This is a genomic window from Chryseobacterium sp. ON_d1 (assembly GCF_006829085.1).
GTDB lineage: Bacteria > Bacteroidota > Bacteroidia > Flavobacteriales > Weeksellaceae > Chryseobacterium.
This window is the reverse complement of the sequence record NZ_BJTC01000008.1, coordinates 1-25,569: the sequence shown is the minus strand read 5'-3', so window position 1 is coordinate 25,569 and position 25,569 is coordinate 1. Positions and strand designations below refer to the sequence as shown.

Below are 25,569 nucleotides of genomic sequence, written 5' to 3'. Positions count from 1 at the left end.
AAATGAAATGGGGGATCCAAATACAAATCAAATCGGACGATTTCAGCAGCTTATCGCTAGGAATCCAATTGCCTTTGTTGCTGCAGTGTTTTTCGTTATGTTCTGGATTACCTATTTCATCAACATGAATAAAAATAACGATGCTGAGCAGTATTGGAAAGAATTATACGAAAAAGAAAAATGGGAAAAAGATGCCCTTAAAGATCAACTATTAAGAAAGGCCGGATACATTGAGAAGGAGACAATAAAAAAGGCAGACAGCACCCTTAGGGAAAAAACTCAAGAACAGGCTAAACAAATTTTAAATCAAGCGAAATGAAAAAGAATGCATTTATAGCGATTTTGGTTTTAGCGGTTATAGTTTTAGTCGCAAACCTTTTTAAAGGATGGTTTACTCTAAGTAAAAACGACAGAATAGCAGCTGAATCAGTTACTAAGCATGACACTGTTTATGTTGATAAATGGCTTAATCCTAAAGACAGTACTACACATGGCACTTTTGAACAGAAAGAAGGAGAGGTGATTCAAAATCATATTACGAAAAATTATATCACATATGTTCAGGATACATTGGCTCCTGCTCTTAATATTGCTACTGAAAAAATTGACGAATTAACCAGGGCGAAATTAGTGTTGGAAGGGCAGTTGAAGGCAAGTAAAATTCAACGTGAAAAAGATCGTGTATATTACGAAAACAAATACCTTCAAATCGTTTCAAATACCAATGATAGCACTGTTGATTATAAGTATAATGCAATAGTTGATATTGTAAAGTATAATGAAAGAAAGTGGCTTTTAGGTCCTGAAAAAACTTATATTGATATTTCTTCACCAGACAAAAACATGAAGATTAACGGTGTTGAGCATTTCAAAAAGCGAATAGATGTTAAACCTAAAAAACTAGGATTAGGAATACAGGCAGGGTATTACTATATACCAGGAACAAATCAATTTTATCCAGGTTTTGGAATAGGAGTTTCTTACAATTTAATAAGGCTATAATATGAAAACATCACAGAAAGGAATACATCTGATCATATCGTTTGAAGGATTCAGTTCAAAACCATACCTGGACTCAGCGGGTATTCCGACAATAGGCTATGGAAATACGTATTACCCCGGAGGTAAAAAGGTAACCATGAACGATCCTGCCATCAGTAAAGAAAAAGGAGTGGAATTATTTTCGTCTGTTTTACCAACTTATGAAAAAATAGTGAATTCAAAAATCAAAGTTCCATTGGCACAAAACCAATTTGACGCTTTGGTTTCTCATACCTATAATACCGGTGGCTCAGACGGTCTGTTCAAGCTGGTAAATGACCGTGCATCAGAAGCCGCAATCCGGAACTGGTTTACTACGAAATACATTACAGCCGGAGGTAAGGTTTTGAACGGCCTGATCCGGAGAAGAAAAGCAGAGGCGGATATGTTCTTTGGGAAATAAACCTATCGAATTTAATACATTTAATAAAATAGCCCCCAATTAAGGAGGCTGTTCTTATTTTATTTTTTAGTGTCGTAATCTAGATGGTTTAAAAACCATAGTAGTCCATTTTTAGTGCTCTATTTTTCATTGCTGTAAATTTTTTTAATTGGGTATGTGATGTTGTTTTACTGTTCAAATATAATAAAAAATAATTAATGCTTTTCTTCATGAATCCATTTTAACGCTAATTTTTCATAATTAGACCAGCTCTTGGCACTGTCTTGCTGTATATGATTTATGAATGGAGCAAACTTTACGTAATATCTCCCAAAAAGCTTGCCAAAAAGTCGTTTTACAATTTCATTATCCAAATCTCCAGCCAATACCATTGCTGATACGCTTTCAAAATAATTTAATGTTATCGTTAAAGCTTGTCTGTCTGTTCTATTTACTGGGTCATCCAGATATGCGATAAATTGCCTAATGTTTTGAGGTTGTAAATTGTCAGATTGAGTGATAATAAGCCTTCGCAAATCTTCATTAATGTCTTTCATTCCTGGCTTTCTAAAGTCAGCGCAAATATCATAAGTATATTTAGATAAATTCTGCCTATTACTAGCCTCTTGAGTTCTAATTTGATTTTCTAAGTTATGCATATGATAAAGCAAAGTAAGAAATGCTAAAATACATAATGTAAATTTATAAGTAAATTCAAAAGCGTCCTTTGGATCACAATGCATAAAATAACGTAAGAAAAGGAATGTGCTAAAAAATACTAAAGCCAGAAATATAAATACAAGATAAATTAAACGAATTGAATATCGTTTGTTAAAAAAATTATTCATTCTATTAGTTTTTACTTCCACGAAAATAGTATTTAAAAATGAAATGCCTAGTTTTATTAATTAAATTTTCGTGAAGCTACAGAATAAATTTTTATCCACATTACGGTTTCCCGTAGAGTTATTACTACAGTATATCCGTATATTTACGGATATTGATTACAAAGTACAAGACAAGTTTTTTTAGCCTCCTTAGGGAGGTTTTTTATTTGGTGGTTAATCCACTGTCAATGATTTAAATTCACCTGATAAATCATTAATTACGGTTGTAGAAAGTATTTTAATTGCTTTTTCTGCATCAGCTTTTGTAAAGGTCTTCCCATCTTTTTTATGCAACTTCTTACTAAGATATGATAGAGCTGATTTATTGTTCGGCCACATCCTTATGGCGATATAGCCCAGGTCTAATTTACAGTGATATTTTAAGTATTCCTCTACAGTCATAATGCAAATATAATAAAAATTGAGTACAAATAAATTTGTATAGTACAAAAATATTTGTACCTTTGTAAAAGAAACATAAACAAAATAGTCATGAAACAAGTATTTAAATTAGAATTAAACGGATCATGGTTTATCGATGAAGATTACGATAATATTCTTGAAACACTTAAAAGCGAACTTGAAGAATTAGAATTGAATGAAATAATTGATGTGCGAATATCTTTAATTGAAATGTCGGAATCTGAATATAATAATCTGCCTGAATTTGACGGATTTTAACCCTTAAATAAAAACAAAGATGAAACAACTTGAATTAGAATTAAAGAAAAGACTTCTTATTGTTGAAGCAGAAGAAGCGAATGAGTTTATTATGTCAAAAGGAATGAAATCGGGAACTTACATAGTATTCTGCAAAGGTTCTGAATTGTCACATGAAATAGCGAAAGGATTTTTGCATGAATCTATTCACACGGGTTTATTTGCCCACTATGTTATAGGTATTCCGGTAAATACTTATTGCTATAAGTCAGCTTTAGAATCTTTCATTTCAGCTATTGAATCAAAAGGTTATTATTGGGGTAGAAGTCCAATTGCAGAGCCAAATGCTCCACCTTTTATTAATCCGAATAGTAATGGTTATTCAGAAAACGACTATGTTGATTATAGATATGACCTTCATCAGTTTTATGAAGCCAAATCAAGAACTTTTAACCCTGAGAAAACTTTAATATTTGAGATATTATGAAAAACCTTATCCCCCTTTCCGATTTTGTTCTGGAACAGTTGAAAATAGAACAATCTACAAGCGAATTTAAAGAGGTTGTAAGGAATAAAATAGAAGAGCATGGAAACCTTAAAACTTAATTGTGCAACTTGCGGTGTTGACTATGAAAAACCAATAGAATTTAAAATTTGGAATGATGAGCGTTCAGATGTTTTTTTTCGATGGAGTTTAACGTATTGTGATACTTGCAGACGAGCAAAACAGATAGAGGCGTTAAAACAACTTCCCAAAGTTTTAAAAGCTCTTTCAGATGATGTTAAACCCACGGAGTAGTCTCCACAAAATATAATAAGATACCAAAAAGCATTAAAAACAAAACAAATATAATATTATGACAACAGAAGAGCTTAACGAAAAAATGGAAAAAATTTTAGAAGAAAATAATCTTGATTGGCAATCTATCCATTTATGGATTGAAAATAAAGGCTATGTAATTATTACCGAAGAAGAATATGACAATTTGGAAATTATTGACCCAGATGGCCCTTGCCCTTAAATTGTAAAAACAGAGAAAGTGGCGGAACTGGCAGACGTAATCGCGGTTGGTGAAATACTCTATGAAATGAGAGCGCGATAAATAACAGTATCACTACTTAGGGTTAAAGTAAAGCTAAGCATTATTGTATCAGGCTTCAAATGTTAGTCTAAAACCCATACAGGTTCGAATCCTGTCTTTCTCTACAACTCATGTTTAATTTGAGTTTTCATGGTTATTAGTTTTTATCCTCGGAATTTCCGGGGATTTTTCTTTTTGTACCTTGGTGTAAAAATTAACCATGGAAATTGAAGGCGAAGTTTTAAAGGTAAAGAAGCGATACACGAGAATTCAATTAAAGGATGGAACTATACTAGATTTAATGTATCGCAAAAGTGACAACTATATTGTTTATAATTTAAAAAAAGGAGATTGGCTGAAAGCAGTTGTCGAGGTAAAAAATTATAAGCTTTGGAGGATGAGATTTGTCGGGTACTTTTTGCATATCATCAAACCTTGATCATTCCTGTAAAAATTAAAATTGTTATAATTTGTATCAGAAATAATTTTGATATAGATTCATTTTGTATCAATTTTGGCGCATGAAATTACGAGGTACTGTCAGGGAAGAAACCCATCCTTCAAAAAATACTATGGTAGTTGAGTTTGAAGGTGACAAGAAAAAACAGCATTTTGAGGTTAAATGTTCTTTTAATCCGCATCAACATAAATTCAGAAAATGGGACGTCATTGATATGTGGATTAAATGGGAGAGTGAAATTTTTGAAGATCCAAAAACGGGAGAAAAATCGTACTTTACTCATTTGATTTGTGATAGAGCAGTTGAATTTCACTCAATTCATGATAAAAAATGATTTGCATAATATTTATGGCATCATGTATTCCATGAAGAACTTACAGAGGATATTATAGAGAAAAAGATTTTGGAACTAAAAGAAAAAGACGTAACATTTTAGCTACGCCTTAATTACTTTAATTTCCAATATTTACTTTTAATTTTCTATTCTTGTCTATTTGATGCTCTTGATGATCAATTGCATATTTCATTGTAGTTTTGATGCTTGTATGACCCAAAGCCCCTTGTGCAATAGTTAGGTCATAATTTTTGGAGATCAAATTTGAAAATGTGTGTTTAAGCTTGTATCCTGTAATATTTAATCCTACCTTTCTCAAATACTTTGCTGCTGCGACATAAAGGCTTTGTGCGGCGATTGGAACGCTGCCTGGTACTCTATTATGACTAAATAGATACTCGTCTTCATTAGCCATGTCGTAATACATTTTCCAATACTTCCAGCTGGCCATATTAATAGCTTTCATTGTTCGTTTATGTTTACCTCCTTTTTTGACGGTGATCCAGAACAAACTCTTATCAAGTTCAACATCTGACTTTTTAACCTTTGCTATTTCTTCAAATCGACAACAAGAGTATAAAAATATGAAAAGGAACATGTACTCATTATAATTTATATCTTTAATGGAATGGAACCGTCTCCAATCATCCTCAGATCTAAGAATATGCGGAGTTTCAGGATTCCATTCTAACAAAGATATGCTTCTTATAAAGTTTGCTTCAAATATTTCCAATTCTGTAAAATGAGAGAAAAACTTTGATAAATGGTCTCTCGTTTTATTAACTCTATAATTTGAATGATTATCATTTGACATAGAAATGAGGAGTTGCTTAATGTCTCTTTTTCTAATGTCTCCAATCTCCTTTAAGTCAAGCGATAATTTTTTAGCATAGTTCTTAATGTGCTTAAGGCTATTTTCATAATCTTCAATAGTCGTTGTTTCTCCCTTGAAAGATTTAAGAGCAATATCAAAAGCTTTAAGAAATGGTGTTTCTGGAATTATTAGATCTTCATCTATGTTTTCATACTCTTTCGTTACCGGATTGAATCCATTTCTGAGCATTTTCACTTCATCATGTATAAGTCTTTTCGTGACTTCTTGTTTTTCATAAAGTGATTTGCAATGATTCATTCCTTTGAATCGGATAATCTTACCCTCTGGTGGTAATAGTGGGTGAAAGTAAACATAGCGGATTTCCCAATCTTTGTCTAGATTTTTCTTTAATTCGGTATCCCAAGTTACAGGATACACTTTTAATGGAGTGTGATGCGGTTTCATTTTTACACGATTTTTTACACGTTAATAAAATTGAGCGCATTAGAGAATGAAATAGAAAAATCGGCAAACGTAGTGTGGATGCTAGTTTGCCGAGATTTTGTACCCAGGACCGGGATCGAACCGGTACTCCTAAGAACTGGTGTTTGAGACCAGCGCGTCTACCAATTCCGCCACCTGGGCTTGATGTTGAATTCAAACATGATGTTTGTTTCAAATTGGTGTGCAAATATAGGAACTTTTTTCAATGTTCAAAAGCTTTTTACAGAATTTTTTTAAAAATTAAGCTCCAAACCATCGTAGGCAAGGTGTATTCCGTCCGGAAGCTGCTTATCTTCAACATCATGCAGCCCCAGATGATGACTGATGTGTGTTAAAAATAATTGTTTCGGTTTTAGTTCTTCAAACAGCTTAATAACATCAGGAAGGATAAAATGGGCAGGATGAGGATCAAATTTTCTGATGCAGTTTAGGATCAGAATATCCAGGTCCTTCAGTTTTTCCTTTTCCGTGTCGGAAATAAACCCGGCATCTGTGATGTAAGCCAGATTTTTAAATTTATATCCAAAAACAGTAATTTTATAGTGAATCACTTCTACAGGAGTGATTTCCGTATCCAGTACTTCAAAAGGTTTATTTTCAATTTCGTGAAGTTCAAAAGCGGGTGCTCCGGGATACCTTACATCGGCAAAAGCATAAGGAAACCTGTTTTTTATTTCGTGAGCCACTCTGGAATAGCAGTAGAGTGGAACATCTTTTCCGCTTTTAAAAATCAGTGGACGCATATCATCCAGCCCGATTACATGGTCATTATGTTCATGCGTAATCAGCGCGATGTCCACGGTATGTTCATGATTGGTAAGCATTTGCTGCCTGAAATCCGGACCGCAGTCGATCAGTATTTTTTTATTTTCCTCCGTAGTTACCATCACGGAAGAGCGCAAACGTTTGTCTTTGGGATTTTCGGAAGTACACACTTCACATGTACAGCCTATAACGGGCACACCTTGAGAAGTACCGGTTCCTAAAAATTTCAACTTCATTTTGTTTTGAGGTTGGTTTAATTTTGGTAAATTTACAAAAAATTTCATGTCCTAATGTATCAGAAACTAACTCCTAAACAAAAAGCATTAACAATTAATCTAGATCCTACTATTTATGGTACTTTCGCGGAAATTGGAGCAGGGCAGGAGACTGTTCGCCACTTTTTTAGAGCAGGGGGAGCTTCGGGTACGATTGCTAAGGCAATGTCTGCTTATGACAAAGATTTTAGTGATGCTATCTACGGAAAAGAGGTAAAAAACAGGTACGTTACCCAGAACAGACTTCGCAAAATGCTTCGGTATGAAGTCGCTTTGATTGAAGAAAGAATCTCAAGAGATAATAATCCGGATAGAAAATTCTTTTCTTACGCCAATACGGTAACCACCATCAACTTTGATAAGACTGTAAAAGGCCACGGCTGGGTAGGAATCCGTTTTCAGACCAAAGAAAATGAGGACTACAATGAGATCGTGATTCACGTAAAATTCAAAGAAAATGATGCTACCCTTCAGCAGGAAACCTTAGGAAACCTGGGGGTAAATCTTATTTTTGGAGCCTTCCATTATTATGATAATCCAAGAACTTTAGTAGAATCTCTGTATGACGATATTGCAAAAGATAATCTTGAGATTGATATGATCGATTTCAGCGGACCTGCTTTTGCGTATGTTGATAACAGGCTGATGTCTCTTCAGCTGGTAAAGAATGGAATGACCGATGCAGTGATCTTTAATTCTGAAGGAAACAATATGCTTCCGGCAGATGTGCTGTACAAGAAAAATATTTTCGCGGTAAGAGGAAGTTTCAGGCCGGTAACAAAAGTAAACATTGATATGCTTAAAAACGGTATGGATATGTTTTTCAAAGATGCGACCTGTACCCATGAAGAAACTGAGGTGCTTATCGAAATTACCATTTCCAATCTGAGGGCAGACGGAGATATTGATGAAAGAGACTTCCTGGATAGAGTAGATATTTTGGGTAAACTCGGATACACAGTTATTATTTCAAACTTCTCCGAATATTACAGGCTGATCGATTATTTTGCATCCTATACAAGCGGAGATATCGGAGTGGCCATGGGAGTAAATAACATGCTGATGGTATTCGATGAGAAATATTATAAAAACCTTTCGGGAGGAATTCTTGAAGCGTTTGGTAAGTTTTTCAGAAACGGAATGAGAGTATATCTGTACCCTTATAAAGATCCGGAAACACATCAGCTGCTGGATTCTTCCAACCTGAAAGTAGAAGAAAACCTGAAAGAGCTGTACAAATATTTCAAACATAACAACCGTATTGTAGATATTACAAACTATAATCCGGAGTTCCTTGAAATTTACTCCAGAGAAATACTGAGAAAAATAGCATGCTGTGTGAAAGGCTGGGAAACTCAGGTGCCGGAGGGCGTAGCAGAAATGATTAAAGAGCGTGGAATGTTCGGATATAAAGAAGAGCTTTCCTTAAAACAATTCTCTTAAAATATATATACAATGTCAGAATTAAAGAAAAGACTTTCCTCTATTCTTGAAAGTCCTAAACATAATACAGAAGAAAAGCTTGAAAAAGTATGTCACCTGTTGGATCAGGAGATTTCCTATTTCAACTGGACAGGGTTCTATTTCAAAAACGGAGATAAGGATGAACTGATTTTAGGCCCTTACGTAGGAGCACCGACTGATCATACCATTATTCCTTACGGAAAAGGAATTTGCGGTCAGGTTGCAGTTTCCAATGAAACTTTCGTAGTTCCGGATGTACATGAAGAAAGCAATTATTTAAGCTGTTCTATCGATACAAAAGCTGAAATCGTAGTTCCTATCTTTAAGGATGGAAAAAATATCGGTCAGATCGATATTGATTCCCATACCATTGATCCTTTTACCAATGAAGATCGTGAATTATTGGAATGGCTTTGTAATGAAGTTTCTAAGATTTTGTAATTGAATTCCAATACGAATATGAAAAAAACTCCGGCTCTCAGTCCGGAGTTTTTTTATGGATTGTTGGTTGTGATCACAAACATAATCAGGGGCTCGTCTCCTGTATTTTCGATAGAATGATATCCGACTGAGCTGATTGCGGTAATATCTCCTTTCTGAAGAATTTTCTTCCGTACCGGTCCTTCTGTTCCGGTTCTTTCACGGTACTCTCCGGTCCCATGAACAACCACATACAATTCCTGCTCATTTCTAATGTTATGGGTATGAAATCCGGATTCATCCCCTCTATTCAGTAAAACCATATAAGCGGCCAGACGGTTATTGGCCAGGTCCTGCTGGTCAAACATCTGTATCATATATACCGTTCCTTTGCCGCCATACATATTTTCACGTTTGTCCACCCGCGTAATGGTTCTTTCTTCTTTTTCGAATGCCATTACATAAAGATGAATGTATTTTGACACTTCCTGTATAACATGGTCAAATTCTGCTCCTTGAGATAATATAACGGTATCAGACATGGATTAAATATTTAAAGTTTAGAGTTTTGGGTTTAAAGTTGACAGAGAAAAACTAGCTTTGCTGCACCTGTTGAATCTCAGCTAGGAATCCTTTAAAATACTGTTCACATTTTGCAATATGAGTTCCATACCATGAAAAAGCCTCTCCGTCTACGATCATGATCTTTTTATCCGGATAAAAAAGCTTCAGCTCTTCAATATGTTTCTCTTTAAATGGAAAAGGTTCGGAAGAAAGCATGATCACATCAGCATCTGCAAGATCTTCAGTAGTAATCTGAGGATAGCGGGTTGTATTGCTGAAAATATTTTCAAAGCCAATTTCTGATAAAATTCTGTGAATAAAGGTATCCGAACCAACCGTCATGTATGGATTCTTCCAGATCAGATAAGCGGCTCTGACAGGATTTTCAAGTTTTGTCTGGTTCAGGATATCATAAATTTTAAGATTGAAAAGCTGGGCTCTTTCCTCCTTCCCAAAAAGCTTTCCCAGATTTTTAAGAAGATAATAGTTGTCTTCAATGGTGTCAATATTGGTCACCATTACCTTAAAATCATCCATCAGAGCTTCTACCTGGTCTTTTACATTTTCTTCCTTATTGGCAATAATAAGGTCCGGCTGCAACGTTCTGATTTTTTCAATATTGATATTTTTTGTTCCGCCGATTACGGATACATTTTTTATTTTATCCTGAGGGTGAATGCAGAATTTTGTTCTTCCTACAACTTCATTTTCGGTCAGTCCAAGGTCAAATAAAGCCTCTGTAATAGAAGGGACGAGTGAAACGATTTTCATATTGGCATGTTAGATGATGCCTAAAATTACAAAAGTTTTCCGGTTAAGAAAAGCCCGGCTACAGTAAAATAGATGATAAGTCCCGTAACATCCACCAGGGTTGCTACAAATGGAGCAGAAGAGGTGGCAGGATCAAGTTTTAGTTTCTTTAAAACAAACGGGATCATAGAACCTGATAATGTTCCCCACAATACAATGGCAATCAGGGAAACAGAAACACTTAATCCTACATATACCCAGTATTGGCCATAGTCGAAGAGACCAATCTGCTGCCAGAGCATGATTCGTATAAATCCGATTACTCCTAAAATAGCCCCCAGACATAATCCGGAAATAATTTCCTTTCTCATGACATACCACCAGTCTTTCAGATTGATTTCCTGAAGCGCCATAGCACGGATAATCAGTGTTGCTGCCTGCGATCCGGAATTTCCTCCACTGGAAATAATTAACGGAACAAATAAGGCCAGAACAACGGCTTTCTCAATTTCTTTATCAAAATAGCCCATTGCAGAAGCCGTCAGCATTTCAGAAACGAAAAGAATGATCAGCCAGGTTGCCCTTTTCTTGATCATTTCAGTCCATGATGTCTGGGTATAGGGAAGATCCAGTGCTTCCAATCCCCCGAACTTCTGGATATCTTCTGTATTCTGCTGCTCAATCTGATCGAGAATGTCGTCAATCGTTACAATTCCCACGAGAACACCGGCCTCCGTAATAATCGGAAGAGCACCACGGTCATACTTTTCAAAGTAGGTTACCGCATCCTCTTTGGAGGTGGTAGTGGTAATCGCTACAAAATGATTGTCTGTGATATCAGAAACCAATGTATCTTCTTCTTCCAGCAGTAATGTTCCGATAGCAAGGTCATCAATTAACCGGTTTCTTTCGTCCACCACGTACAGATAGTTCATCGTTTCCACTCTTTTTCCTACCTTTTTGATCTGCTGAAGACATCTCTTTACCGTCCATTCCTTACGGATCTGGATATAATAAGGAGTCATCAGACGGGCAATAGAATCCGAGTTGTAACCAAGAAGCTTTAAAGCAATTCTTCTTTCCTGTGGGTTAAGATGATTGATAGAATACTTGATAAGCTCATCCGGAAAATCTTCGAAGAGAGCGGTCCTGTCATCCGGCGTCATTGCATTCAGGATTTCGGAAACTTCATCGCTTCCGATACTTCTGATGGTATCTTCCTGAAAATCAGGATCAAGATGTGAAAAAACTTCTGCTTTGTATTCTTTCGGAACTTTCAGGAACGCGAGCAGCCTCTCATCAGCAGGAAGTTCACTGAGAGTTTCGGCAATATCGGCAGGGTTGAAGATAAGTTCGTCTCTAGAATTCAAAACGTGAAATTTTTTGGATATGCAAAAATAATTCAAATTTTTAAGACTGCGCAATAAAGTGGCAAAATTAAGGATTAATTAAACTTTAATGCTTTATATAAAAACAAAAAACACCCGCCGGAGCAGGTGTTCAAAAAATTAAATTTTAAAATTCCAATATTTTTTTAAATTGGTCCACATTCTGAAGTAGGAATGAAGGTGCAGACACTGTTTGTACAGCAATTGTAAGGTCCGCAGTCCGAATCATCACCACATTTTTTTATGGCGCCTCCGTGTATTCCCTTTTGTTCCTGTCTGTTGAGTCTTTTGAGATTTGAGTTTTTCATAAAGATAGGGTGTTTTAAGTTAAGGCTCTATCATACAGTCATGATCCAGGCATTCTCCGTTACAGCAATATCCAACGGAGCAAGGTCTTGTTATGCTGCATCTGAACGGTCCGATACCGCCATTGATTTTTTTTGCAGCACTCCTGCTGAGTTTTTTCAGGTTTTTCATATAGTTTAGATTTAATGTTACACTAAAATAATAAATATTTCTATATTATTCCTTTGCGTGTGAAAATATTTTATTATAAATAAATATTTCGTTTATGTTTTAAATAAGAGACACCTGCATTCGCAGGTGTCTGTAATGATCATATATATTACTCCAGAGGACATGGATTTAAAACGCATGTGTTATGGCAGCATGATCCGCCCGGACATTGGTAATGTTCTGTACATCTTTTGAAAGGCCCGCTGCCTTTGATTTCCTTTTGTGCCTGTCTGCTGATCTTTTTTAAATTTTTCATGGGATTTAATTTTAATTGAGTATTAAATTTTATTCAAGGCAAATGAATGGTGAACAGACACCAAAACAGCACCATCCTACAGTGCATGGATTACTTTCACTGCATCTTTCAATGGAGCCTCCATTGATTTGCTTTGATTTCTCTCGGCTGAGTTTCTTTAAATTTTTCATAAGATTTTGGTTTTAATGTTGAACTAAAATAGCAAAAAAATATTTAATAATTCCTTATTTGGTGAAAATATTTAATTGTTAATCAATAATTTATAGTGTGTTTTAAATGAAAAGCACTTATTCGTAAGTACGGATAAGCGCTTTATTTAATGTTAAAATATTTATAATTCAGGAAGAAATACTTTATGAAAAATATAAATGAAAATAAATGATGAATTAATTAAATATATACATTGATCTCTACAGCAAAAAATTCACCATTGACTTGCGAAGCAAATTGACCATTCACCGTAAAAGTCCTTTAAACCTTAAACCTCAAAGTTCTGCTTCTGTTGGTTTCAGTTTTCTCAGTTTTTTAATAATTCCTTTTATAGCTCCTTCTGTTCCGATCTTAACTGAGTTGACGGTAGATCCCAGCAAGCGCATATTTTTTCTGTAGGTATCATGATCTGTTTCAGTCACCAGATTGCCGTCAGCACCAAATAATTTCATGCTTACCACTACCTGATTGGAAAAAACATATTTGCCAAAACCTACCTTGAAATACCTCACTTTGGAAACAATGGCAAAATCTGCATCATTGTTGGTGCAGTAATCCACGATGGTCTGTTTGTCAATGCTGTCAAAAGGAACCTGAACTTCAGCACGGAGCATTTTATTTTTTCTGCCGCTGAAATTATCAGTAACAGCATCAAAGAAAGCATTGTTGGTAGGGTCTTTTATTTCATCAATATCAGGCTCAACCTCAGGATTGAAGTAGAGAACTTTTCTTATTTTATCATCAGCATTTTTCTGGGCTTTTACTGAAGTAAAGCCTATGAATAAAAAACTAGCGACCGCTGTAAAGAGTATAATTTTTTTCATTTGTAATTCGAATGCAAAATTACTGCCTTTTCGTTGGATTGTATATAATTTATTAAGAAATTTTTAACATTTTTTTCTATCAAATTTGATTCATGAAATCAATAATGTTTGCAGAATCAAAAAATAGTCGTAATTTTGCACCCGTTACATAATAATCATTAAACAATATTGGAATGTACTTAACAACAGACAAAAAGCAGGAAATTTTCGCAAAACACGGAAAATCTGCACAAGACACAGGAAGTGCTGAAGGACAAATTGCACTTTTCACTTTCAGAATCAACCACCTTTCTGCTCACTTAAAGAGCAATCACAAAGATTTCAACACTGAAAAATCTTTGGTTAAATTGGTAGGTAAAAGAAAAAGATTACTAGATTACCTTAAAAATAAAGATATCGCAAGATACAGAGCGATCATCGCTGAACTAGGTTTAAGAAAATAATCTATAAAGATTTTCAAAAACAAAAAGCAACTTCGAAAGAGGTTGCTTTTTTGTTTTAAGCGTCAGTCATATCATTATTCTAACAGAAAAAATCAATATTTTATTTGTGCGCAGTATGGTTGCGTACTTTGTTTTTTACTTTGCATTATCAAAAACAGGAATTATAATTCCAGTAAAAAGTAATACGATGAAAGTACGTTTTAAAAACCAAAAGCAAGCGGCTCTTTCCCATTTTTTTAAGGAGGAACATAGAGTAATTATTAAAGAGAAAACCCTGCAGGGATATTACTGCTATACTCTTTTTAATGAAAACCTGCATGAGATAACAGTGAATGATGATCAAGTGGAAATTACAGATCATGATATATCTGATATGATACAGAGAAATGATCTTGGGTATGGAAGAGAATTTTATATTAATCGGTTTCTAATAGAATTATTACCGTTGCAACCAGGACAATTCATAAATACACAATCTCTTTGGGTCGCAGGTAAGCTTCTAAGGTATTTTGAAAAATATAATTATGAAATTCCGGATTCTTACAAAGACAGAGTACTGAATGAGAAGTATAAAATGCATCTTATCGAGGGTTTTCTGATGGCTATAAACCCTTATATGGAAAGGAAATTTATGGGTGGAAACTATTTTGAAGGTTTTGAGTTTTATAAAGGTAAGCCCATCCCGGAAATACAGCTTGAGAATGATGAAAGCCTTAATGAAATTAATCTTGCAGACTATAAAAACCTTTTGAAAACCTTTATTGAAAAGTCTTTGAATGATACCTATGATAATGAGGCACACTCTAAAAACTTTGCAAGTACCCTGTTTGTTTTGATAGACTCTTTATTCGTTTATGATATTACCCGTATTTTTTCTTATAAAACTTTCTATAATGATTGTTTTGTTATAGAATATCAGAATGAATATTATTATCTGAATCAGTACTGGTGGGGATAAATCTAATGGAAAGCATTCTGCTCTTCCGGAGGGGTGGCAAAAATTCAAAGAATTTTTGACGGGTGGTTAGCGCTCTGAATGAGTACTTATTCCGTCTTTTTCCCGATTTTCCCTAAATGTGTATGTTGAAAACTATCCGGATATTTTAGTCCATATCCTAATATTCTATCAAAAGCAGAGTGTGAAAATAAAATAGCTCCAGCCATCTGTAAATAGGGAAGTGATAAGATTATTCCTACAAGATAAACTGCGACAGCCACGCCAAAATGATGAAACAGGTTGTAGCAAAATGCTCCTGCTTTATTATTAACAGTATATCCCAGCATAGAAATATCAGGAGCAAGGAATAGTCCTGCAAACCACCACCAGGAATATCCTGTCTGAGCAAAACCATATATTCCTAATACAAGAAAGGCTGCGTATTCAAGCTTTAACTGTGCTTTCATAATAATTGTGTTGATACATACGATAAGTTGTTTTTTATGATGAAAAGTTACATTTCAGGATCTGGAAAAAAAGAAAGCGGAATACTTTGAGATATTCCGCTTTGTATATTTTTTTAATTGATTTTAATGTCCGGATTTAGCTTCAGCAGCTTCTACATGACCAAGATATTTGGTGCAGTACGCTCCAAAAATAAGAATGACCAGATAGCAGAATACAGGAATAATAAATGAATGCTGCACTCCAAACTGATCTGCAAGGTATCCCTGGAATATAGGAACAATAGCCCCTCCTAAAATAGCCATTACCACTAGTGATGATCCCTGGCTGGTATACTTACCCAGTCCTGAAATAGCCAGCGTATAAATATTGGAAAACATAATAGAGTTGAAGATTCCGATACCTAAAATACTGTACATGGCCAGCTCACCATGATTCACCATAGCAGAAATCAATAACGCAACATTCACCGCAGCAAAGATGGATAGTGTTCTTGCCGGAGCTGCTTTACCCACGAAAAAGGCAATGAAATTAAGAACAATGAATACCAGGAAAAAGCTGATCTGAGAGAAGGTAAGGTTAACAATACTGAAGATCACAAGGAAGACTGCAGCTGCTGCCCCCAGCATATAAACAGCTTTTTTGCTTTGGCTTATTGATTGGTTTAAAGATATCGCTCCCAGAAAACGTCCGATCATCGCTCCACCCCAATAGAGGGAAAGATAGTTTTTACTGATGATTTCATTAAAGCCCATAATCTGTGGCTGTTCCAGGAAACTGATGATAAAACTTCCCACCGCTACTTCTCCGCCCACATAGCAGAACATTGCAAATACCCCGAATTTCAGATGGCTGAACTCAAGAGCTCCCCAGCCTTTTACCACTTCCTCTTCACCCATCTGGAATGACGGAAGCTTAACCCTTGAAATCAACAGGGCAACCAGTAAAAGGATTCCTGCGAAAATGAGATAAGGAATTCTTGTGGCTACCGCACTGAAAGATCCATCCGGAGAAGAGAAAAACTCAAATATAAGATGGCCTCCAAGCACCGGTGCAATGGTTGTTCCGAATGCATTGAATGCCTGGGTCATATTCAGCCGGCTGGAAGCGGATTCTTCACTTCCCAGAAGGGAAACATAAGCGTTGGCAGTAATCTGCAGCACCGTGAAGCCCAGTCCTAAAATAAATAAAGCCCCCAAAAACAGCGGATAATAGGAAAAAGTGGCCGCCGGATAAAAGAGGATACAGCCCAATGCCGCCAGGAAAATCCCGAACAGGATCCCTTTTTTATAACCTAATTTATTGATAGGGTCTCCTTTGGTAATGGAGATCATAAAATAAATCAGCGATCCGATAAAGTACGCTCCAAAGAAACAGAACTGTACCAGCATGGACTCGAAAAAGGTAAGATTGAAAAGTTGCTTCAGATAGGGGATCAGGATATCATTCATACAGGTGATGAATCCCCACATAAAAAACAGCAGGGTAATGGTAATCAACGGAACCGTATAATTCCTGCTTTGTAATTGTACTTCTTTATTAGTCATAAACATGTATTTATCTGTATAAGGAAAAGTCCTTAACTTTTTGCCTACAGCATTGTATTTGGTGAAGTAAGGCAAATATAGGGATCAGCCTATAGGTTTGCAATAATTTTAATATTTTTTAGAAAGAAACAGATACTTCTTTCCAGATTATAATATTATTTTCATTTTTTGAGACAATAATACAAAAACAGCGGGATTTTTCAATACATTATCTTCATAAAAACGCTTTTTTACTTTCATATATTACGAATAAGCTGTCGAGGATGGTATAAAATTTAAAAAAAATCATCCACTGATACCCAATTTTTTGTATTTTAAGAACCTATTTATGCAATCGAAAAATTTAATATATCATTATTATATAGTACCTTTGCAGACGAAAATTTAAAGAGTTTAAATATTAATCATACTCAATACGGAGTATAAAGAAGCAAATTTATGAGTATACCTCAAGCGTTTACAGAAACGATTACCCTTGCAGACGGCAGGGAGATCACTATCGAAACGGGAAAGCTGGCTAAGCAGGCTGACGGATCTGTAGTGGTGAAATGTGGCGGAACAATGCTTTTAGCAACTGTTGTAGCCAACAAAGAAGCCAATCCTGGTGTAGACTTTTTACCATTAACGGTAGATTACAGAGAAAAGTTTTATGCAGGTGGAAGAATTCCCGGAAATTTCTTCCGTAGAGAAGCAAAACCATCTGATGATGAAGTGCTTACCATGAGATTGGTAGACAGAGTATTGCGTCCTCTTTTCCCTGAAGATTTCCACGCGGAAGTACAGGTGATGATTTCACTGATTTCTTACGATAAAGAAGTAATGCCTGAAGCATTGGCAGGTTTGGCAGCTTCTGCAGCTATTGCAATTACAGATATCCCTTTCAATGGACCTATGTCTGAAGCAAGAGTAGTAAGAGTTGACGGAGAATTATCTGTTAACCCAAGCTATGAAAATTTATTAAAATCAGATATTGACATTATGGTTGGAGCTACTAAGGACTCCATCGTAATGGTAGAAGGAGAAATGAAGGAGATTTCTGAGCAGGAAATGCTTGAAGCGATCAACTTCGCTCATGCTGAGATCAAAAAACAGATCGAAGCTCAGGAAAGATTAGCTGAAAAAGTAGGAAAAGCTTTCCCTAAGAGAGAATACAGCCACGAAGAACACGATGAGGAAATTCGTGAAAAAGTATGGAAAGAGTGCTATGATAAAGTATATGAAGTAGCAAAAACGCCATCCAATAAAGAAGAAAGAGGAGAAAAATTCAAAGCGGTTCTTGAAGAGTTTTTAGCTCAGTATGCTGAAAACGAAGAAGAGTTGGCAAGAGTAACTCCTTTCGTTAAAGTATACTACCATGATGTAGAAAAAGAAGCGATGCGTCAGATGATCCTTGAAGACAATATCCGTCTTGATGGCCGTGATCCTCAGACGATCCGTCCGATCTGGTCAGAAATTGATTACCTTCCGGGAGCTCACGGTTCTGCAGTATTTACAAGAGGGGAAACTCAGTCTTTGACTGCTGTAACCCTGGGTTCTGTAAAAGATGCCAACATGATCGACAGCGTAATCACGCAGCACGACGAAAGATTCTTCCTGCATTATAACTTCCCTCCATTCTCAACAGGTGAAGCAAGACCTTTAAGAGGTACTTCAAGAAGAGAAGTAGGACACGGAAACTTAGCTCAGAGAGCTTTAACAGCAGTAATTCCGGCAGAAAATCCATACACAATCAGAATTGTTTCCGATATCCTGGAATCTAACGGTTCTTCTTCAATGGCAACAGTTTGTGCAGGTACATTGGCATTGATGGATGCAGGGGTTCAGATCACAAAACCTGTTTCAGGAATTGCAATGGGTCTGATCACTGATAAAAAGTCAGGTAAATTTACGGTACTTTCTGATATCTTGGGAGATGAGGATCACCTTGGAGATATGGACTTCAAAGTAACAGGTACTGCAGACGGTATCACAGCTTGTCAGATGGATATCAAAATCCAGGGACTTTCTATGGATATCATGGAAAAAGCTCTGATGCAGGCTAAAGACGGAAGATTACACATCCTGAACAAAATCACGGAAACAATTTCCCAGCCAAGAGCAGACGTGAAGCCTCACGCTCCGAAAATGGTGGTAATGGAGATTCCGAAAGATTTCATCGGTGCTGTAATCGGGCCTGGTGGAAAAATTATCCAACAGTTACAGAAAGATACAGATACTGTTATTGCAATTGAGGAAATCGGAGAAATCGGACGTATCGAGATTGCCGGAACAGACAGAGAAAAGATCAATGCAGCGATTGCTAAGATCAATGAAATTACTTTCGTACCGGTTGTAGGCGAAGTTTACAAAGGTAAAGTAGTAAAAGTAATGGACTTTGGTGCATTCGTAGCCATTGCTAAAGGAACAGAAGGACTTCTTCACATTTCTGAAATTGAATGGGCTCGTCTTGACAAAGTTCCATATGCAGAAGGTGATGAGGTAGAAGTGAAGTTCATGGGATATGATGACCGTAAGAAAATGAAACTTTCCCGTAAAGTTCTTTTACCAAGACCTCCGAAGCCGGAAGGAAAACCAAGAAACGAAGGACAGGGCAGACCGGAAGGACAAAGAAGACCAGAAGGACAAAAGCCGCAGGGTGAGAGACCACAAAGCGAAAAACCTGTGGAAAACCAGACTCCTTCTAATGAAGCATAATAAGATTCATTCTTAAACATAAAAATCCCTCAGCTTTGAGGGATTTTTGCTTTTATGTGATTGCGAAATGCAACGTATCTATTTTGTTATAATCCCTGAAAAATTCAGAAAAATTAGAATCCGTCAATTGGTTCCTTTGGATTAGCTTTTACTGATGTGGCTTTAGGGTCGGATGTAAAAGTGATATTGTCTGTGGTTTTGAATAATCTGTCAATCTGTTTTCTCATAGAGGCATCAGGTGCAGCTTTATAAAATTCATGGATGAGGTCCAATGAAGTGGGTTTCTTTGGATATTGGTTGTTATTGAGAAAATTTTTTAAAGCTGTATTCACATGGTCTTCACCAATCAGATTGCTCAACTGTACCATGGCAATCGCACCTTTAGAATAAGAGATGTGAGGAGCATTTCCTGTAGCTTTGTAAACAGGAACATCTTCAGATAATCCTTTTTCGCTGTCGTAGATCTGCTGGTGTACTTTAATCCTGTCCATCATTTTTTCTTTACCGTGCATTTTTTTATAGAGCATCATTTCCGTATACATAGCAAGGGTTTCGGTAAGCATTACAGAACCTTTTCTGTTGTCCGGATCTATCCGGCTGTTGCCCCACCAGAGGTGAGAAAGCTCATGTCCCGCCAGTTCATTGATGACATCCTGTTTCTTATCCGCCCCAATATTGGCATGAAAAACCATATCTTCCGGCATAAAGACCGCAGAAGGGTATGCAGTAGCAGCAAAGCCTCTGGTAAAAGAAGAAATCTCTGCAAAACTGATGGTTTTAAAAGGATAACGCTCAAAATTCTGCTGACAGTAATCTAAGGTCAGCTTAGCATTTTCAAGAAGGTGGCGGACGTTTTCAGAATGTTTTTGATGATAAAAGATATTAACCATTATACCTTTATAGTTTACACTTTTTACTTTATATTCTGCAGAAGAAACGGCAAATCTGAAAGGAATCTGATCTGCTTTATATTCGAAATAATTGCGCCCGGATTTTACCCATTTCCTGATCAGATCTCCGGTGCCTATAGCTGTTTGATTTCTTTCAGTTGAAACAATCATGTTGAGGTTGATAAAATCTCTTTTTATAACCTCAGGAGCTTCCGGCTCCTTCAGTCCGGTGAGTTTCCCAAGATTGAATAGGCTGCGTTGTTTTTCATCCTGAAGTTGATAGTCCTTTTGGTACCCGACAGTAGGATAATACCTGCTGATCCTCATGAAAGATCCGTTTTCGATAACAGCATTGAAAGACTGGTGACCATTGACAGCAAACCATTGATATGACTGTACAAAATCAAGAGAAGCTGTTTTACCCGGGAGCAAAGGCTGTTTTAATGAAACTTCCGTAATATTTTTATGAATCTCTGTTCTTTCATTTCCTGATGTCATTACAGCAGATTCAAGTTGTAAATCATCATTAAAATTGATCAGAATCTTATTGATAGGCTGTTGGGTTTGATTTTTAAGCGTATATTTTCCAACAATCTGATAAGCATTTTCTGAAGGATACAGTTTTATTTCTGTGGCAATATCAGTGATATCAGGTTGTGGGAGATTTTCATATTTCCGGTAGTTCTTTTCATATTCTACAGAGCTTAAGATAATCTGCTGTTCATCTTTAGGAGCATACCCTTTCATAAAGAATATTCCGGCAATGATCCCTGAAATCAGCAGGAAGATAGTGAAAACAAAAACAGGTACACGTACTTTTTTACTCTTTATGCTCCTGTTGAAAAACCATAAGACGCCGATAATTCCTGTTCCGAACAAAAGCCTTTGTGCAAAAGCTTTTTTATAAATTCCATACCCGTTAAAATCACTGTAAGTCCCTTTGAAATCTGAAAATATCCTGAAAAGAGGGTAGGAGATGACTTTCCCGGAAACAGGGCCCGACAATACGAAAACAGCAAGAATGGAGATTCCTAATGCCATAAATTTATTGGGGATCCTGTCATTAATCAGCAGGATCAATCCGGAAAATAAGATCAAAGGGAAAGTATTGAAAAGGACAACGCCGAGATAGGCATTCCAGTCGATATGAAAATACAGATAAGCCGCCTGGAAAACAATTCCCTGAACGATTAAAATTACGGTAAAGAAGAACAGCAACAGGCTGATCGAAATAAAATGCCCTGTTAACCTGTTTTTTGAAAAGAAAGTACTGTTTTCAATCAGATAGAATCCGGAAGATGGACTTCTCCAGAACATATCATTGAGAAAATAAACAGAAATCAGAAGCCCAAGCAGATGAAAATTTTCTGAAATGGCTGATGCCATCAATCCGGAGCCTGCATACTTCTGTGGAAGACGGATTCCCTTTTCAATTTCAGCATACATTTCCATTCCGACAAAGAATAATAGCAGAATGGAAACAGCAGGAACAGCTATGCTTTTGAAAAGATAGGTAAGATCTGTTTTTACGAAAGAGAATACAGACCTTAATGAGCTCCGCCAGTTAAAGTTTGGTGTAACAGTAGAATATTCCGATGTATGCATTTCAGAGAATGACTGAAAGGTTCCCCGTGTTTTTACTTTCCCTCCTGATGCATTGGAGAAAGAAAATAAGGTAAGAGACAGAAATAAAAAACCAAATGAGAGCAGGAAAAATAAGATCCTGTTGAACAGAAGATAACCTGTAAAAGGGACCATCTGAACATTTTTCTGACTGGCTGTCAGGTCACGGGCCTGCATGAAATAAGCGGATAGTCCAAACGGATCGATCAAAGCTGAAAACTGTTGTGTTTCCAATGACTGAGGCAGACTTCCCGCCATAAACGGAGAATTGGAAAACAGTAAAATGATCATATATAACACATACAGAAGCAGTCCTCCAACTACAACCAATAGCTTTTTCTTTACCGTAAATGAAATAAGGAACAGAAAGCTGCAGACAAAGAAACTGTTGATCAGCCCGAAAATCAATAACGGGTAGAAGTAATATAAAATATTAAAATGATCCTGCATTTCACTTCCTGTACGCATCAGCTGGCCCAGGAGAAAACCTGTCATTAAGAAAGTGAAACTCAGTAAGGTCTGAAGAAAATAAGTGAAGAATTTCCCTTTCAGATAAGTAAATTTTGAAAAAGGAAAAGAAAACAGAATACTGTCAAACTTGGAATCCTGGTCTTTGAATAACAGCTGTAAGGCATAAACAGTAGCAAAAAAAATAACGGCAAGACTCAGCATTCCGGTCATAAATCCGATGGTGTAAGGTGAGTTCAGATAAATTCCTTCTCCTGCTGAAAGGTTGAACTGACTGCCACAAAAAATCCCCAGGCTTATTAAAAGTAAAGCCACAAGATAGGTGAGCCAGTGCTTGGAAGAGCGTCCGGCTTCGAATAAAAATATAGTGTTCATGATTAAGGTTTTTGAGTGAGGGTATGGAAATAAACGTGTTCCAGCAAAGGGGTTACCGGGCTGAAGTTTTTCGGAGGTTCTTCAGAAAATACAGTGATATGAAGTTCTCTTTCCAAAAGCTGTCTGCTGATGATTTCATAGCTGGAATGATAGCTTTCCAGTTCGTTTTTGTGAATAGGCTTTGACCAGATTTTGTTTTCCAGTTCAGCGATCAATGTTCCCGGATTTCCTTTTCTGAGAATCTGGCCATGGTTCATTACCGCCATTTCTGAGCATAGGTTTCTGACGTCTTCCACGAGATGGGTAGACAGAATGACAATCACCTCCTGGCTGATATCATTCAGCAATGTATTGAAACGGTTGCGTTCTTCGGGATCCAGTCCTGCAGTAGGTTCATCTACAATGATAATCTTAGGATCACCTAACAGAGCCTGTGCCACACCGAAACGCTGCTTCATTCCACCTGAAAAGGTATGGACCTCTTTTTTGGCAAAATCAGAAAGATTGACTTTTTCAAGCAGACTCAGAATCTGGTTTTTTCGCTGATGTTTATCGCTAATACCTTTCAATACAGCTATATGTTCCAGCAGATCATAGGCAGAAACTTTGGGATACACCCCGAAATCCTGGGGGAGAAATCCCAGATTCTGTTTGATATAATCGGGATTTTTAACGATGTCTGTTTCATTGAAAAGCAGAGTTCCCGATGTGGGTTTCTGAAGCCCGACAATGGTTTTCATCAAAGAGGATTTTCCGGCTCCGTTCGGACCAAGCAGCCCGATCATTCCATTTTGAATGTCAAGTGAAATGTTTTTAATAGCCTGGAAACCGTTTTTGTACGTGAGGCTAAGATTGTTGATGGTTAATGTATTCATAATGTTGTGTTTGGGGAATAGAAGGACAGGCGGCCTTTCGGCAGCTTATTGAGAAGTTAGAAGTTAGTGACTGGGTACTGGAAGATGGAGTTTAGATGTTGCTGGTTGCTGGATGCTGCAAGTTAAAAGTTGGTTGCTGGAAGTTTCACCTGCCATATTCAAACGCTCCCACACTAAAACCCTCAACCCCTCTCACACTCAAACCCAACAACTATTCTTTAAATTCAAGAATATCTCCCGGCTGGCATTCAAGGATTTTACAGATCGCTTCAAGGGTATCGAAGCGGACGCCTTTGGCTTTACCGGTTTTAAGGATAGAAAGGTTCACGGGGGTGATACCCAGTTTTTCTGCCAATTCTTTACTCTGCATTTTTCGTTTGGCAAGCATCACATCTAAGTTGACTATAATTGGCATGTTAAATAAATAGGTCTTGTTCGTTTTGCAAATGTAGCCCTTGCTTAAAGATATTGGCAAGAAACAGACAGAAAATTCCAAGCATAAAGTGAATAAACACCAATCCCCAGATGATACTTTCTACTTCCACAAAGAAACTCGCGATAATCACCAGCGGAAGCGGGATGAAAATATTATACAGGTAAAATCTCGTCAGCTGCCGTATATTATCCTGGGTAAAAAGCTTCTGCTGAAAAAATACTCTGAAAACCCTGGCGGCCAACCAGAAAAAGATTCCATATGTGATAAGCACAGACAGAAATGAAAAGATGATATACGGATAGCTGTTGTCAATATTCAGGAAAGGTTTTTCTGTCAACGGATAATTGATATGAAGGTATTTCCCTTCTCCATAAGGCGTAACAGAAAAATCTGTCATAAGGCAGATCAGAGAGTAGAGCACAACGATTAGATATCCCGCTGATAATACAGAGCAGATATAAAATAAAATCCTTGCAATAATTTTGGTCTGGTTCATGATATGAATAGTAATTGATATTGCAAATGTATAATTAATTATCGTAAAACAATAATTAATTTAAATAAAATTTTATATTTTCAAATTAAAATCAATGACTAAAACGGAAGAAATAACGTGATCATCACTGTTTTTTATTAATTTTAAATAACAAAAATTAAAATCATGGCTTACAGTACTGAACTTGCCGACCGGGTACGCGAACGGCTCTCCAAGGTAGAAAATATACAGGTTGAAGAAAAGAAAATGTTCAGCGGACTGTCTTTTCTGGTGAACGGGAAGATGTGTATCAATATCAGTCATGATAATCTGATGTGCCGCTATGATCCGGGACTGGAAGATGAGGTTGCAGAGAAAAAGGGTTTTCTGCCGATGATTATGAAAGGAAAGCAGCTCAGAGGATATTGTTACGTAGAACCTTCAGGTTTCCAAAAGCCTGATGATTTTGAATATTGGGTCAGAATCTGTCTTGATTATAATCCGGTGGCAAAGGCGTCTAAGAAGTGAGTTTTCGGGTTTGAGAGTGAGAGGGCTTGAGGGTTTTTAGTGTGGGAGCGTTTGAGAGTTTGAGAGTGGGAGCGCTGGAGTTCAACAGTCCCACTGAAGACTTCCCCTTTTTCAAACTGTTGATAAATATAAAATATCTTCTAATAGATTAAATATTCTTAGCATATAACCAAGGGCTAAGTCCATTCAAAGATTTATGTGGATGATTACTATTATA

Annotated in this window: 32 protein-coding genes and 1 tRNA gene; 15 read left to right on the top strand and 18 right to left on the bottom strand. The window is 36.6% G+C overall.

Translation table 11 applies throughout. The features are described 5' to 3' along the window. Nucleotides 1–7: 7 nt before the first annotated feature. The 3 genes from CRS_RS13325 to CRS_RS13315 are packed head-to-tail and all read left to right on the top strand — an operon-like array spanning nt 8 to nt 1,444. Entirely contained in the window at nt 8–319 is a 312-nt protein-coding gene (locus tag CRS_RS13325; protein WP_142724526.1) for a hypothetical protein, read from the top strand. Then, entirely contained in the window at nt 316–1,002 is a 687-nt protein-coding gene (locus CRS_RS13320) for a DUF6808 domain-containing protein (RefSeq protein ID WP_142724525.1), read from the top strand. The genes CRS_RS13325 and CRS_RS13320 overlap by 4 nt, the downstream gene beginning before the upstream one ends. A 1-nt stretch (nt 1,003) precedes the next feature. Beyond that, a complete protein-coding gene (locus CRS_RS13315) occupies nt 1,004–1,444 on the top strand; it encodes a lysozyme (RefSeq protein WP_142724524.1) in 441 nt (146 codons plus the stop codon). 194 nt (nt 1,445–1,638) lie between these two features. On the opposite strand, the gene CRS_RS13310 is transcribed toward CRS_RS13315, so the two are convergent. Further along, nucleotides 1,639–2,271, bottom strand: a complete 633-nt coding sequence (locus CRS_RS13310; protein WP_142724523.1) for a DUF4760 domain-containing protein — start codon at nt 2,269–2,271, stop codon at nt 1,639–1,641. 213 nt (nt 2,272–2,484) lie between these two features. Next, nucleotides 2,485–2,712 (bottom strand): hypothetical protein, encoded by a 228-nt coding sequence (locus CRS_RS13305; protein WP_142724522.1) that lies wholly within the window; start codon nt 2,710–2,712, stop codon nt 2,485–2,487. 90 nt (nt 2,713–2,802) lie between these two features. On the opposite strand from CRS_RS13305, the gene CRS_RS13300 reads away from it, so the two are divergent. From CRS_RS13300 to CRS_RS13285, 6 genes are all read left to right on the top strand, one after another. Next, a complete protein-coding gene (locus CRS_RS13300) occupies nt 2,803–2,991 on the top strand; it encodes a hypothetical protein (protein ID WP_142724521.1) in 189 nt (62 codons plus the stop codon). Between the two features lie 19 nt (nt 2,992–3,010). Continuing rightward, the gene (locus CRS_RS13295; RefSeq protein ID WP_142724520.1) at nt 3,011–3,457 is read left to right on the top strand and encodes a hypothetical protein; all 447 of its coding nucleotides are present in this window, start codon (nt 3,011–3,013) and stop codon (nt 3,455–3,457) included. Then, nucleotides 3,454–3,576: a hypothetical protein gene (locus tag CRS_RS24745; protein ID WP_262711788.1), complete on the top strand. Its 123-nt coding sequence runs from the start codon at nt 3,454–3,456 to the stop codon at nt 3,574–3,576. The genes CRS_RS13295 and CRS_RS24745 overlap by 4 nt, the downstream gene beginning before the upstream one ends. Further along, nucleotides 3,557–3,769: a hypothetical protein gene (locus CRS_RS13290; RefSeq protein WP_142724519.1), complete on the top strand. Its 213-nt coding sequence runs from the start codon at nt 3,557–3,559 to the stop codon at nt 3,767–3,769. The genes CRS_RS24745 and CRS_RS13290 overlap by 20 nt, the downstream gene beginning before the upstream one ends. 58 nt (nt 3,770–3,827) lie before the next feature. Continuing rightward, nucleotides 3,828–3,992 carry a hypothetical protein gene (locus CRS_RS24475; RefSeq protein WP_172617070.1) on the top strand — a complete coding sequence of 55 codons (165 nt, stop codon included), beginning with the start codon at nt 3,828–3,830 and terminating at the stop codon, nt 3,990–3,992. Nucleotides 3,993–4,573: 581 nt separating this feature from the next. Beyond that, complete coding sequence (locus CRS_RS13285; protein WP_142724518.1) at nt 4,574–4,846, top strand: hypothetical protein; 273 nt, start codon at nt 4,574–4,576, stop codon at nt 4,844–4,846. Between the two features lie 118 nt (nt 4,847–4,964). On the opposite strand, the gene CRS_RS13280 is transcribed toward CRS_RS13285, so the two are convergent. From CRS_RS13280 to CRS_RS13270, 3 genes are all read right to left on the bottom strand, one after another. Then, nucleotides 4,965–6,125, bottom strand: coding sequence for a site-specific integrase (locus tag CRS_RS13280; RefSeq protein ID WP_142724517.1), 1,161 nt, complete (start codon nt 6,123–6,125; stop codon nt 4,965–4,967). 100 nt (nt 6,126–6,225) lie between these two features. Continuing rightward, nucleotides 6,226–6,305: transfer RNA gene (locus tag CRS_RS13275), tRNA-Leu, on the bottom strand. Between the two features lie 92 nt (nt 6,306–6,397). After that, complete coding sequence (locus CRS_RS13270; RefSeq protein WP_142724516.1) at nt 6,398–7,165, bottom strand: MBL fold metallo-hydrolase; 768 nt, start codon at nt 7,163–7,165, stop codon at nt 6,398–6,400. Nucleotides 7,166–7,219: 54 nt separating this feature from the next. Between CRS_RS13270 and CRS_RS13265 the strand changes: the two genes are divergently transcribed. Both CRS_RS13265 and CRS_RS13260 read left to right on the top strand, forming a co-directional pair. Then, nucleotides 7,220–8,647, top strand: a complete 1,428-nt coding sequence (locus tag CRS_RS13265) for a TonB-dependent receptor (protein ID WP_142724515.1) — start codon at nt 7,220–7,222, stop codon at nt 8,645–8,647. Between the two features lie 12 nt (nt 8,648–8,659). Beyond that, entirely contained in the window at nt 8,660–9,109 is a 450-nt protein-coding gene (locus CRS_RS13260; protein ID WP_101238988.1) for a GAF domain-containing protein, read from the top strand. A gap of 53 nt (nt 9,110–9,162) precedes the next feature. On the opposite strand, the gene CRS_RS13255 is transcribed toward CRS_RS13260, so the two are convergent. The 7 genes from CRS_RS13255 to CRS_RS13240 form a co-directional block, all read right to left on the bottom strand. Continuing rightward, complete coding sequence (locus CRS_RS13255; protein ID WP_142724514.1) at nt 9,163–9,630, bottom strand: cupin domain-containing protein; 468 nt, start codon at nt 9,628–9,630, stop codon at nt 9,163–9,165. A gap of 52 nt (nt 9,631–9,682) precedes the next feature. After that, nucleotides 9,683–10,423 (bottom strand): ABC transporter substrate-binding protein, encoded by a 741-nt coding sequence (locus tag CRS_RS13250; RefSeq protein ID WP_142724513.1) that lies wholly within the window; start codon nt 10,421–10,423, stop codon nt 9,683–9,685. 26 nt (nt 10,424–10,449) lie between these two features. Then, nucleotides 10,450–11,772 carry a magnesium transporter gene (gene mgtE, locus CRS_RS13245; protein ID WP_002980917.1) on the bottom strand — a complete coding sequence of 441 codons (1,323 nt, stop codon included), beginning with the start codon at nt 11,770–11,772 and terminating at the stop codon, nt 10,450–10,452. A gap of 164 nt (nt 11,773–11,936) precedes the next feature. Then, on the bottom strand, nt 11,937–12,098 hold the full coding sequence (locus CRS_RS24470) for a hypothetical protein (protein WP_172617069.1): 162 nt from the start codon (nt 12,096–12,098) through the stop codon (nt 11,937–11,939). A 19-nt stretch (nt 12,099–12,117) separates the two neighbouring features. Continuing rightward, nucleotides 12,118–12,267 (bottom strand): hypothetical protein, encoded by a 150-nt coding sequence (locus tag CRS_RS24465; protein ID WP_172617068.1) that lies wholly within the window; start codon nt 12,265–12,267, stop codon nt 12,118–12,120. 148 nt (nt 12,268–12,415) lie between these two features. Further along, on the bottom strand, nt 12,416–12,562 hold the full coding sequence (locus tag CRS_RS24460) for a hypothetical protein (RefSeq protein WP_172617067.1): 147 nt from the start codon (nt 12,560–12,562) through the stop codon (nt 12,416–12,418). A 485-nt stretch (nt 12,563–13,047) separates the two neighbouring features. Next, the gene (locus tag CRS_RS13240; RefSeq protein ID WP_142724512.1) at nt 13,048–13,596 is read right to left on the bottom strand and encodes a pyruvate decarboxylase; all 549 of its coding nucleotides are present in this window, start codon (nt 13,594–13,596) and stop codon (nt 13,048–13,050) included. Nucleotides 13,597–13,769: 173 nt separating this feature from the next. Between CRS_RS13240 and rpsO the strand changes: the two genes are divergently transcribed. Continuing rightward, nucleotides 13,770–14,039, top strand: a complete 270-nt coding sequence (rpsO, locus tag CRS_RS13235) for a 30S ribosomal protein S15 (protein WP_002980912.1) — start codon at nt 13,770–13,772, stop codon at nt 14,037–14,039. Nucleotides 14,040–14,226: 187 nt separating this feature from the next. Then, nucleotides 14,227–14,997, top strand: coding sequence for a hypothetical protein (locus tag CRS_RS13230; protein WP_142724511.1), 771 nt, complete (start codon nt 14,227–14,229; stop codon nt 14,995–14,997). An 86-nt stretch (nt 14,998–15,083) separates the two neighbouring features. Here CRS_RS13230 and CRS_RS13225 read toward each other — a convergent pair whose 3' ends face one another. After that, nucleotides 15,084–15,443, bottom strand: a complete 360-nt coding sequence (locus CRS_RS13225) for a DUF4260 domain-containing protein (RefSeq protein WP_142724510.1) — start codon at nt 15,441–15,443, stop codon at nt 15,084–15,086. A gap of 123 nt (nt 15,444–15,566) precedes the next feature. Next, nucleotides 15,567–16,988, bottom strand: coding sequence for a sugar MFS transporter (locus CRS_RS13220; protein WP_228451252.1), 1,422 nt, complete (start codon nt 16,986–16,988; stop codon nt 15,567–15,569). A gap of 438 nt (nt 16,989–17,426) precedes the next feature. Here CRS_RS13220 and CRS_RS13215 point away from each other — a divergent pair, with 438 nt between their 5' ends. Beyond that, entirely contained in the window at nt 17,427–19,682 is a 2,256-nt protein-coding gene (locus CRS_RS13215; RefSeq protein WP_142724508.1) for a polyribonucleotide nucleotidyltransferase, read from the top strand. A gap of 113 nt (nt 19,683–19,795) precedes the next feature. On the opposite strand, the gene CRS_RS13210 is transcribed toward CRS_RS13215, so the two are convergent. The 4 genes from CRS_RS13210 to CRS_RS13195 form a co-directional block, all read right to left on the bottom strand. Further along, complete coding sequence (locus tag CRS_RS13210; protein WP_142724507.1) at nt 19,796–23,038, bottom strand: M1 family aminopeptidase; 3,243 nt, start codon at nt 23,036–23,038, stop codon at nt 19,796–19,798. A gap of 2 nt (nt 23,039–23,040) precedes the next feature. Then, nucleotides 23,041–23,913: an ABC transporter ATP-binding protein gene (locus CRS_RS13205; protein ID WP_142724506.1), complete on the bottom strand. Its 873-nt coding sequence runs from the start codon at nt 23,911–23,913 to the stop codon at nt 23,041–23,043. Nucleotides 23,914–24,124: 211 nt separating this feature from the next. Beyond that, nucleotides 24,125–24,328 (bottom strand): helix-turn-helix transcriptional regulator, encoded by a 204-nt coding sequence (locus CRS_RS13200; protein WP_002980904.1) that lies wholly within the window; start codon nt 24,326–24,328, stop codon nt 24,125–24,127. Nucleotide 24,329: 1 nt separating this feature from the next. Then, nucleotides 24,330–24,845 (bottom strand): DUF2975 domain-containing protein, encoded by a 516-nt coding sequence (locus CRS_RS13195; protein WP_142724505.1) that lies wholly within the window; start codon nt 24,843–24,845, stop codon nt 24,330–24,332. Nucleotides 24,846–25,010: 165 nt separating this feature from the next. Between CRS_RS13195 and CRS_RS13190 the strand changes: the two genes are divergently transcribed. Further along, on the top strand, nt 25,011–25,352 hold the full coding sequence (locus tag CRS_RS13190; RefSeq protein WP_142724504.1) for a TfoX/Sxy family protein: 342 nt from the start codon (nt 25,011–25,013) through the stop codon (nt 25,350–25,352). Nucleotides 25,353–25,569: the final 217 nt, after the last annotated feature.

Bases quoted from the DNA above. Each gene is read 5' to 3' on its own strand.
- CRS_RS13265 (WP_142724515.1), top strand. From the start codon at position 7,220: ATGTATCAGAAACTAACTCCTAAACAAAAAGCATTAACAATTAATCTA.
- CRS_RS13310 (WP_142724523.1), bottom strand. From the start codon at position 2,271: ATGAATAATTTTTTTAACAAACGATATTCAATTCGTTTAATTTATCTT.
- CRS_RS24470 (WP_172617069.1), bottom strand. From the start codon at position 12,098: ATGAAAAACTCAAATCTCAAAAGACTCAACAGACAGGAACAAAAGGGA.
- CRS_RS13305 (WP_142724522.1), bottom strand. From the start codon at position 2,712: ATGACTGTAGAGGAATACTTAAAATATCACTGTAAATTAGACCTGGGC.
- CRS_RS24460 (WP_172617067.1), bottom strand. From the start codon at position 12,562: ATGAAAAATTTAAAAAAGATCAGCAGACAGGCACAAAAGGAAATCAAA.
- CRS_RS13315 (WP_142724524.1), top strand. From the start codon at position 1,004: ATGAAAACATCACAGAAAGGAATACATCTGATCATATCGTTTGAAGGA.
- CRS_RS13320 (WP_142724525.1), top strand. From the start codon at position 316: ATGAAAAAGAATGCATTTATAGCGATTTTGGTTTTAGCGGTTATAGTT.
- CRS_RS13220 (WP_228451252.1), bottom strand. From the start codon at position 16,988: ATGACTAATAAAGAAGTACAATTACAAAGCAGGAATTATACGGTTCCG.
- CRS_RS13295 (WP_142724520.1), top strand. From the start codon at position 3,011: ATGAAACAACTTGAATTAGAATTAAAGAAAAGACTTCTTATTGTTGAA.
- CRS_RS13210 (WP_142724507.1), bottom strand. From the start codon at position 23,038: ATGAACACTATATTTTTATTCGAAGCCGGACGCTCTTCCAAGCACTGG.
- CRS_RS13300 (WP_142724521.1), top strand. From the start codon at position 2,803: ATGAAACAAGTATTTAAATTAGAATTAAACGGATCATGGTTTATCGAT.
- CRS_RS13230 (WP_142724511.1), top strand. From the start codon at position 14,227: ATGAAAGTACGTTTTAAAAACCAAAAGCAAGCGGCTCTTTCCCATTTT.
- CRS_RS13290 (WP_142724519.1), top strand. From the start codon at position 3,557: ATGGAAACCTTAAAACTTAATTGTGCAACTTGCGGTGTTGACTATGAA.
- CRS_RS13190 (WP_142724504.1), top strand. From the start codon at position 25,011: ATGGCTTACAGTACTGAACTTGCCGACCGGGTACGCGAACGGCTCTCC.
- CRS_RS13250 (WP_142724513.1), bottom strand. From the start codon at position 10,423: ATGAAAATCGTTTCACTCGTCCCTTCTATTACAGAGGCTTTATTTGAC.
- CRS_RS13205 (WP_142724506.1), bottom strand. From the start codon at position 23,913: ATGAATACATTAACCATCAACAATCTTAGCCTCACGTACAAAAACGGT.
- CRS_RS13285 (WP_142724518.1), top strand. From the start codon at position 4,574: ATGAAATTACGAGGTACTGTCAGGGAAGAAACCCATCCTTCAAAAAAT.
- CRS_RS13255 (WP_142724514.1), bottom strand. From the start codon at position 9,630: ATGTCTGATACCGTTATATTATCTCAAGGAGCAGAATTTGACCATGTT.
- CRS_RS24475 (WP_172617070.1), top strand. From the start codon at position 3,828: ATGACAACAGAAGAGCTTAACGAAAAAATGGAAAAAATTTTAGAAGAA.
- CRS_RS13195 (WP_142724505.1), bottom strand. From the start codon at position 24,845: ATGAACCAGACCAAAATTATTGCAAGGATTTTATTTTATATCTGCTCT.
- CRS_RS13270 (WP_142724516.1), bottom strand. From the start codon at position 7,165: ATGAAGTTGAAATTTTTAGGAACCGGTACTTCTCAAGGTGTGCCCGTT.
- CRS_RS13215 (WP_142724508.1), top strand. From the start codon at position 17,427: ATGAGTATACCTCAAGCGTTTACAGAAACGATTACCCTTGCAGACGGC.
- CRS_RS13225 (WP_142724510.1), bottom strand. From the start codon at position 15,443: ATGAAAGCACAGTTAAAGCTTGAATACGCAGCCTTTCTTGTATTAGGA.
- CRS_RS13240 (WP_142724512.1), bottom strand. From the start codon at position 13,596: ATGAAAAAAATTATACTCTTTACAGCGGTCGCTAGTTTTTTATTCATA.
- CRS_RS24745 (WP_262711788.1), top strand. From the start codon at position 3,454: ATGAAAAACCTTATCCCCCTTTCCGATTTTGTTCTGGAACAGTTGAAA.
- CRS_RS24465 (WP_172617068.1), bottom strand. From the start codon at position 12,267: ATGAAAAACCTGAAAAAACTCAGCAGGAGTGCTGCAAAAAAAATCAAT.
- CRS_RS13280 (WP_142724517.1), bottom strand. From the start codon at position 6,125: ATGAAACCGCATCACACTCCATTAAAAGTGTATCCTGTAACTTGGGAT.
- rpsO (WP_002980912.1), top strand. From the start codon at position 13,770: ATGTACTTAACAACAGACAAAAAGCAGGAAATTTTCGCAAAACACGGA.
- CRS_RS13325 (WP_142724526.1), top strand. From the start codon at position 8: ATGGGGGATCCAAATACAAATCAAATCGGACGATTTCAGCAGCTTATC.
- CRS_RS13200 (WP_002980904.1), bottom strand. From the start codon at position 24,328: ATGCCAATTATAGTCAACTTAGATGTGATGCTTGCCAAACGAAAAATG.
- CRS_RS13260 (WP_101238988.1), top strand. From the start codon at position 8,660: ATGTCAGAATTAAAGAAAAGACTTTCCTCTATTCTTGAAAGTCCTAAA.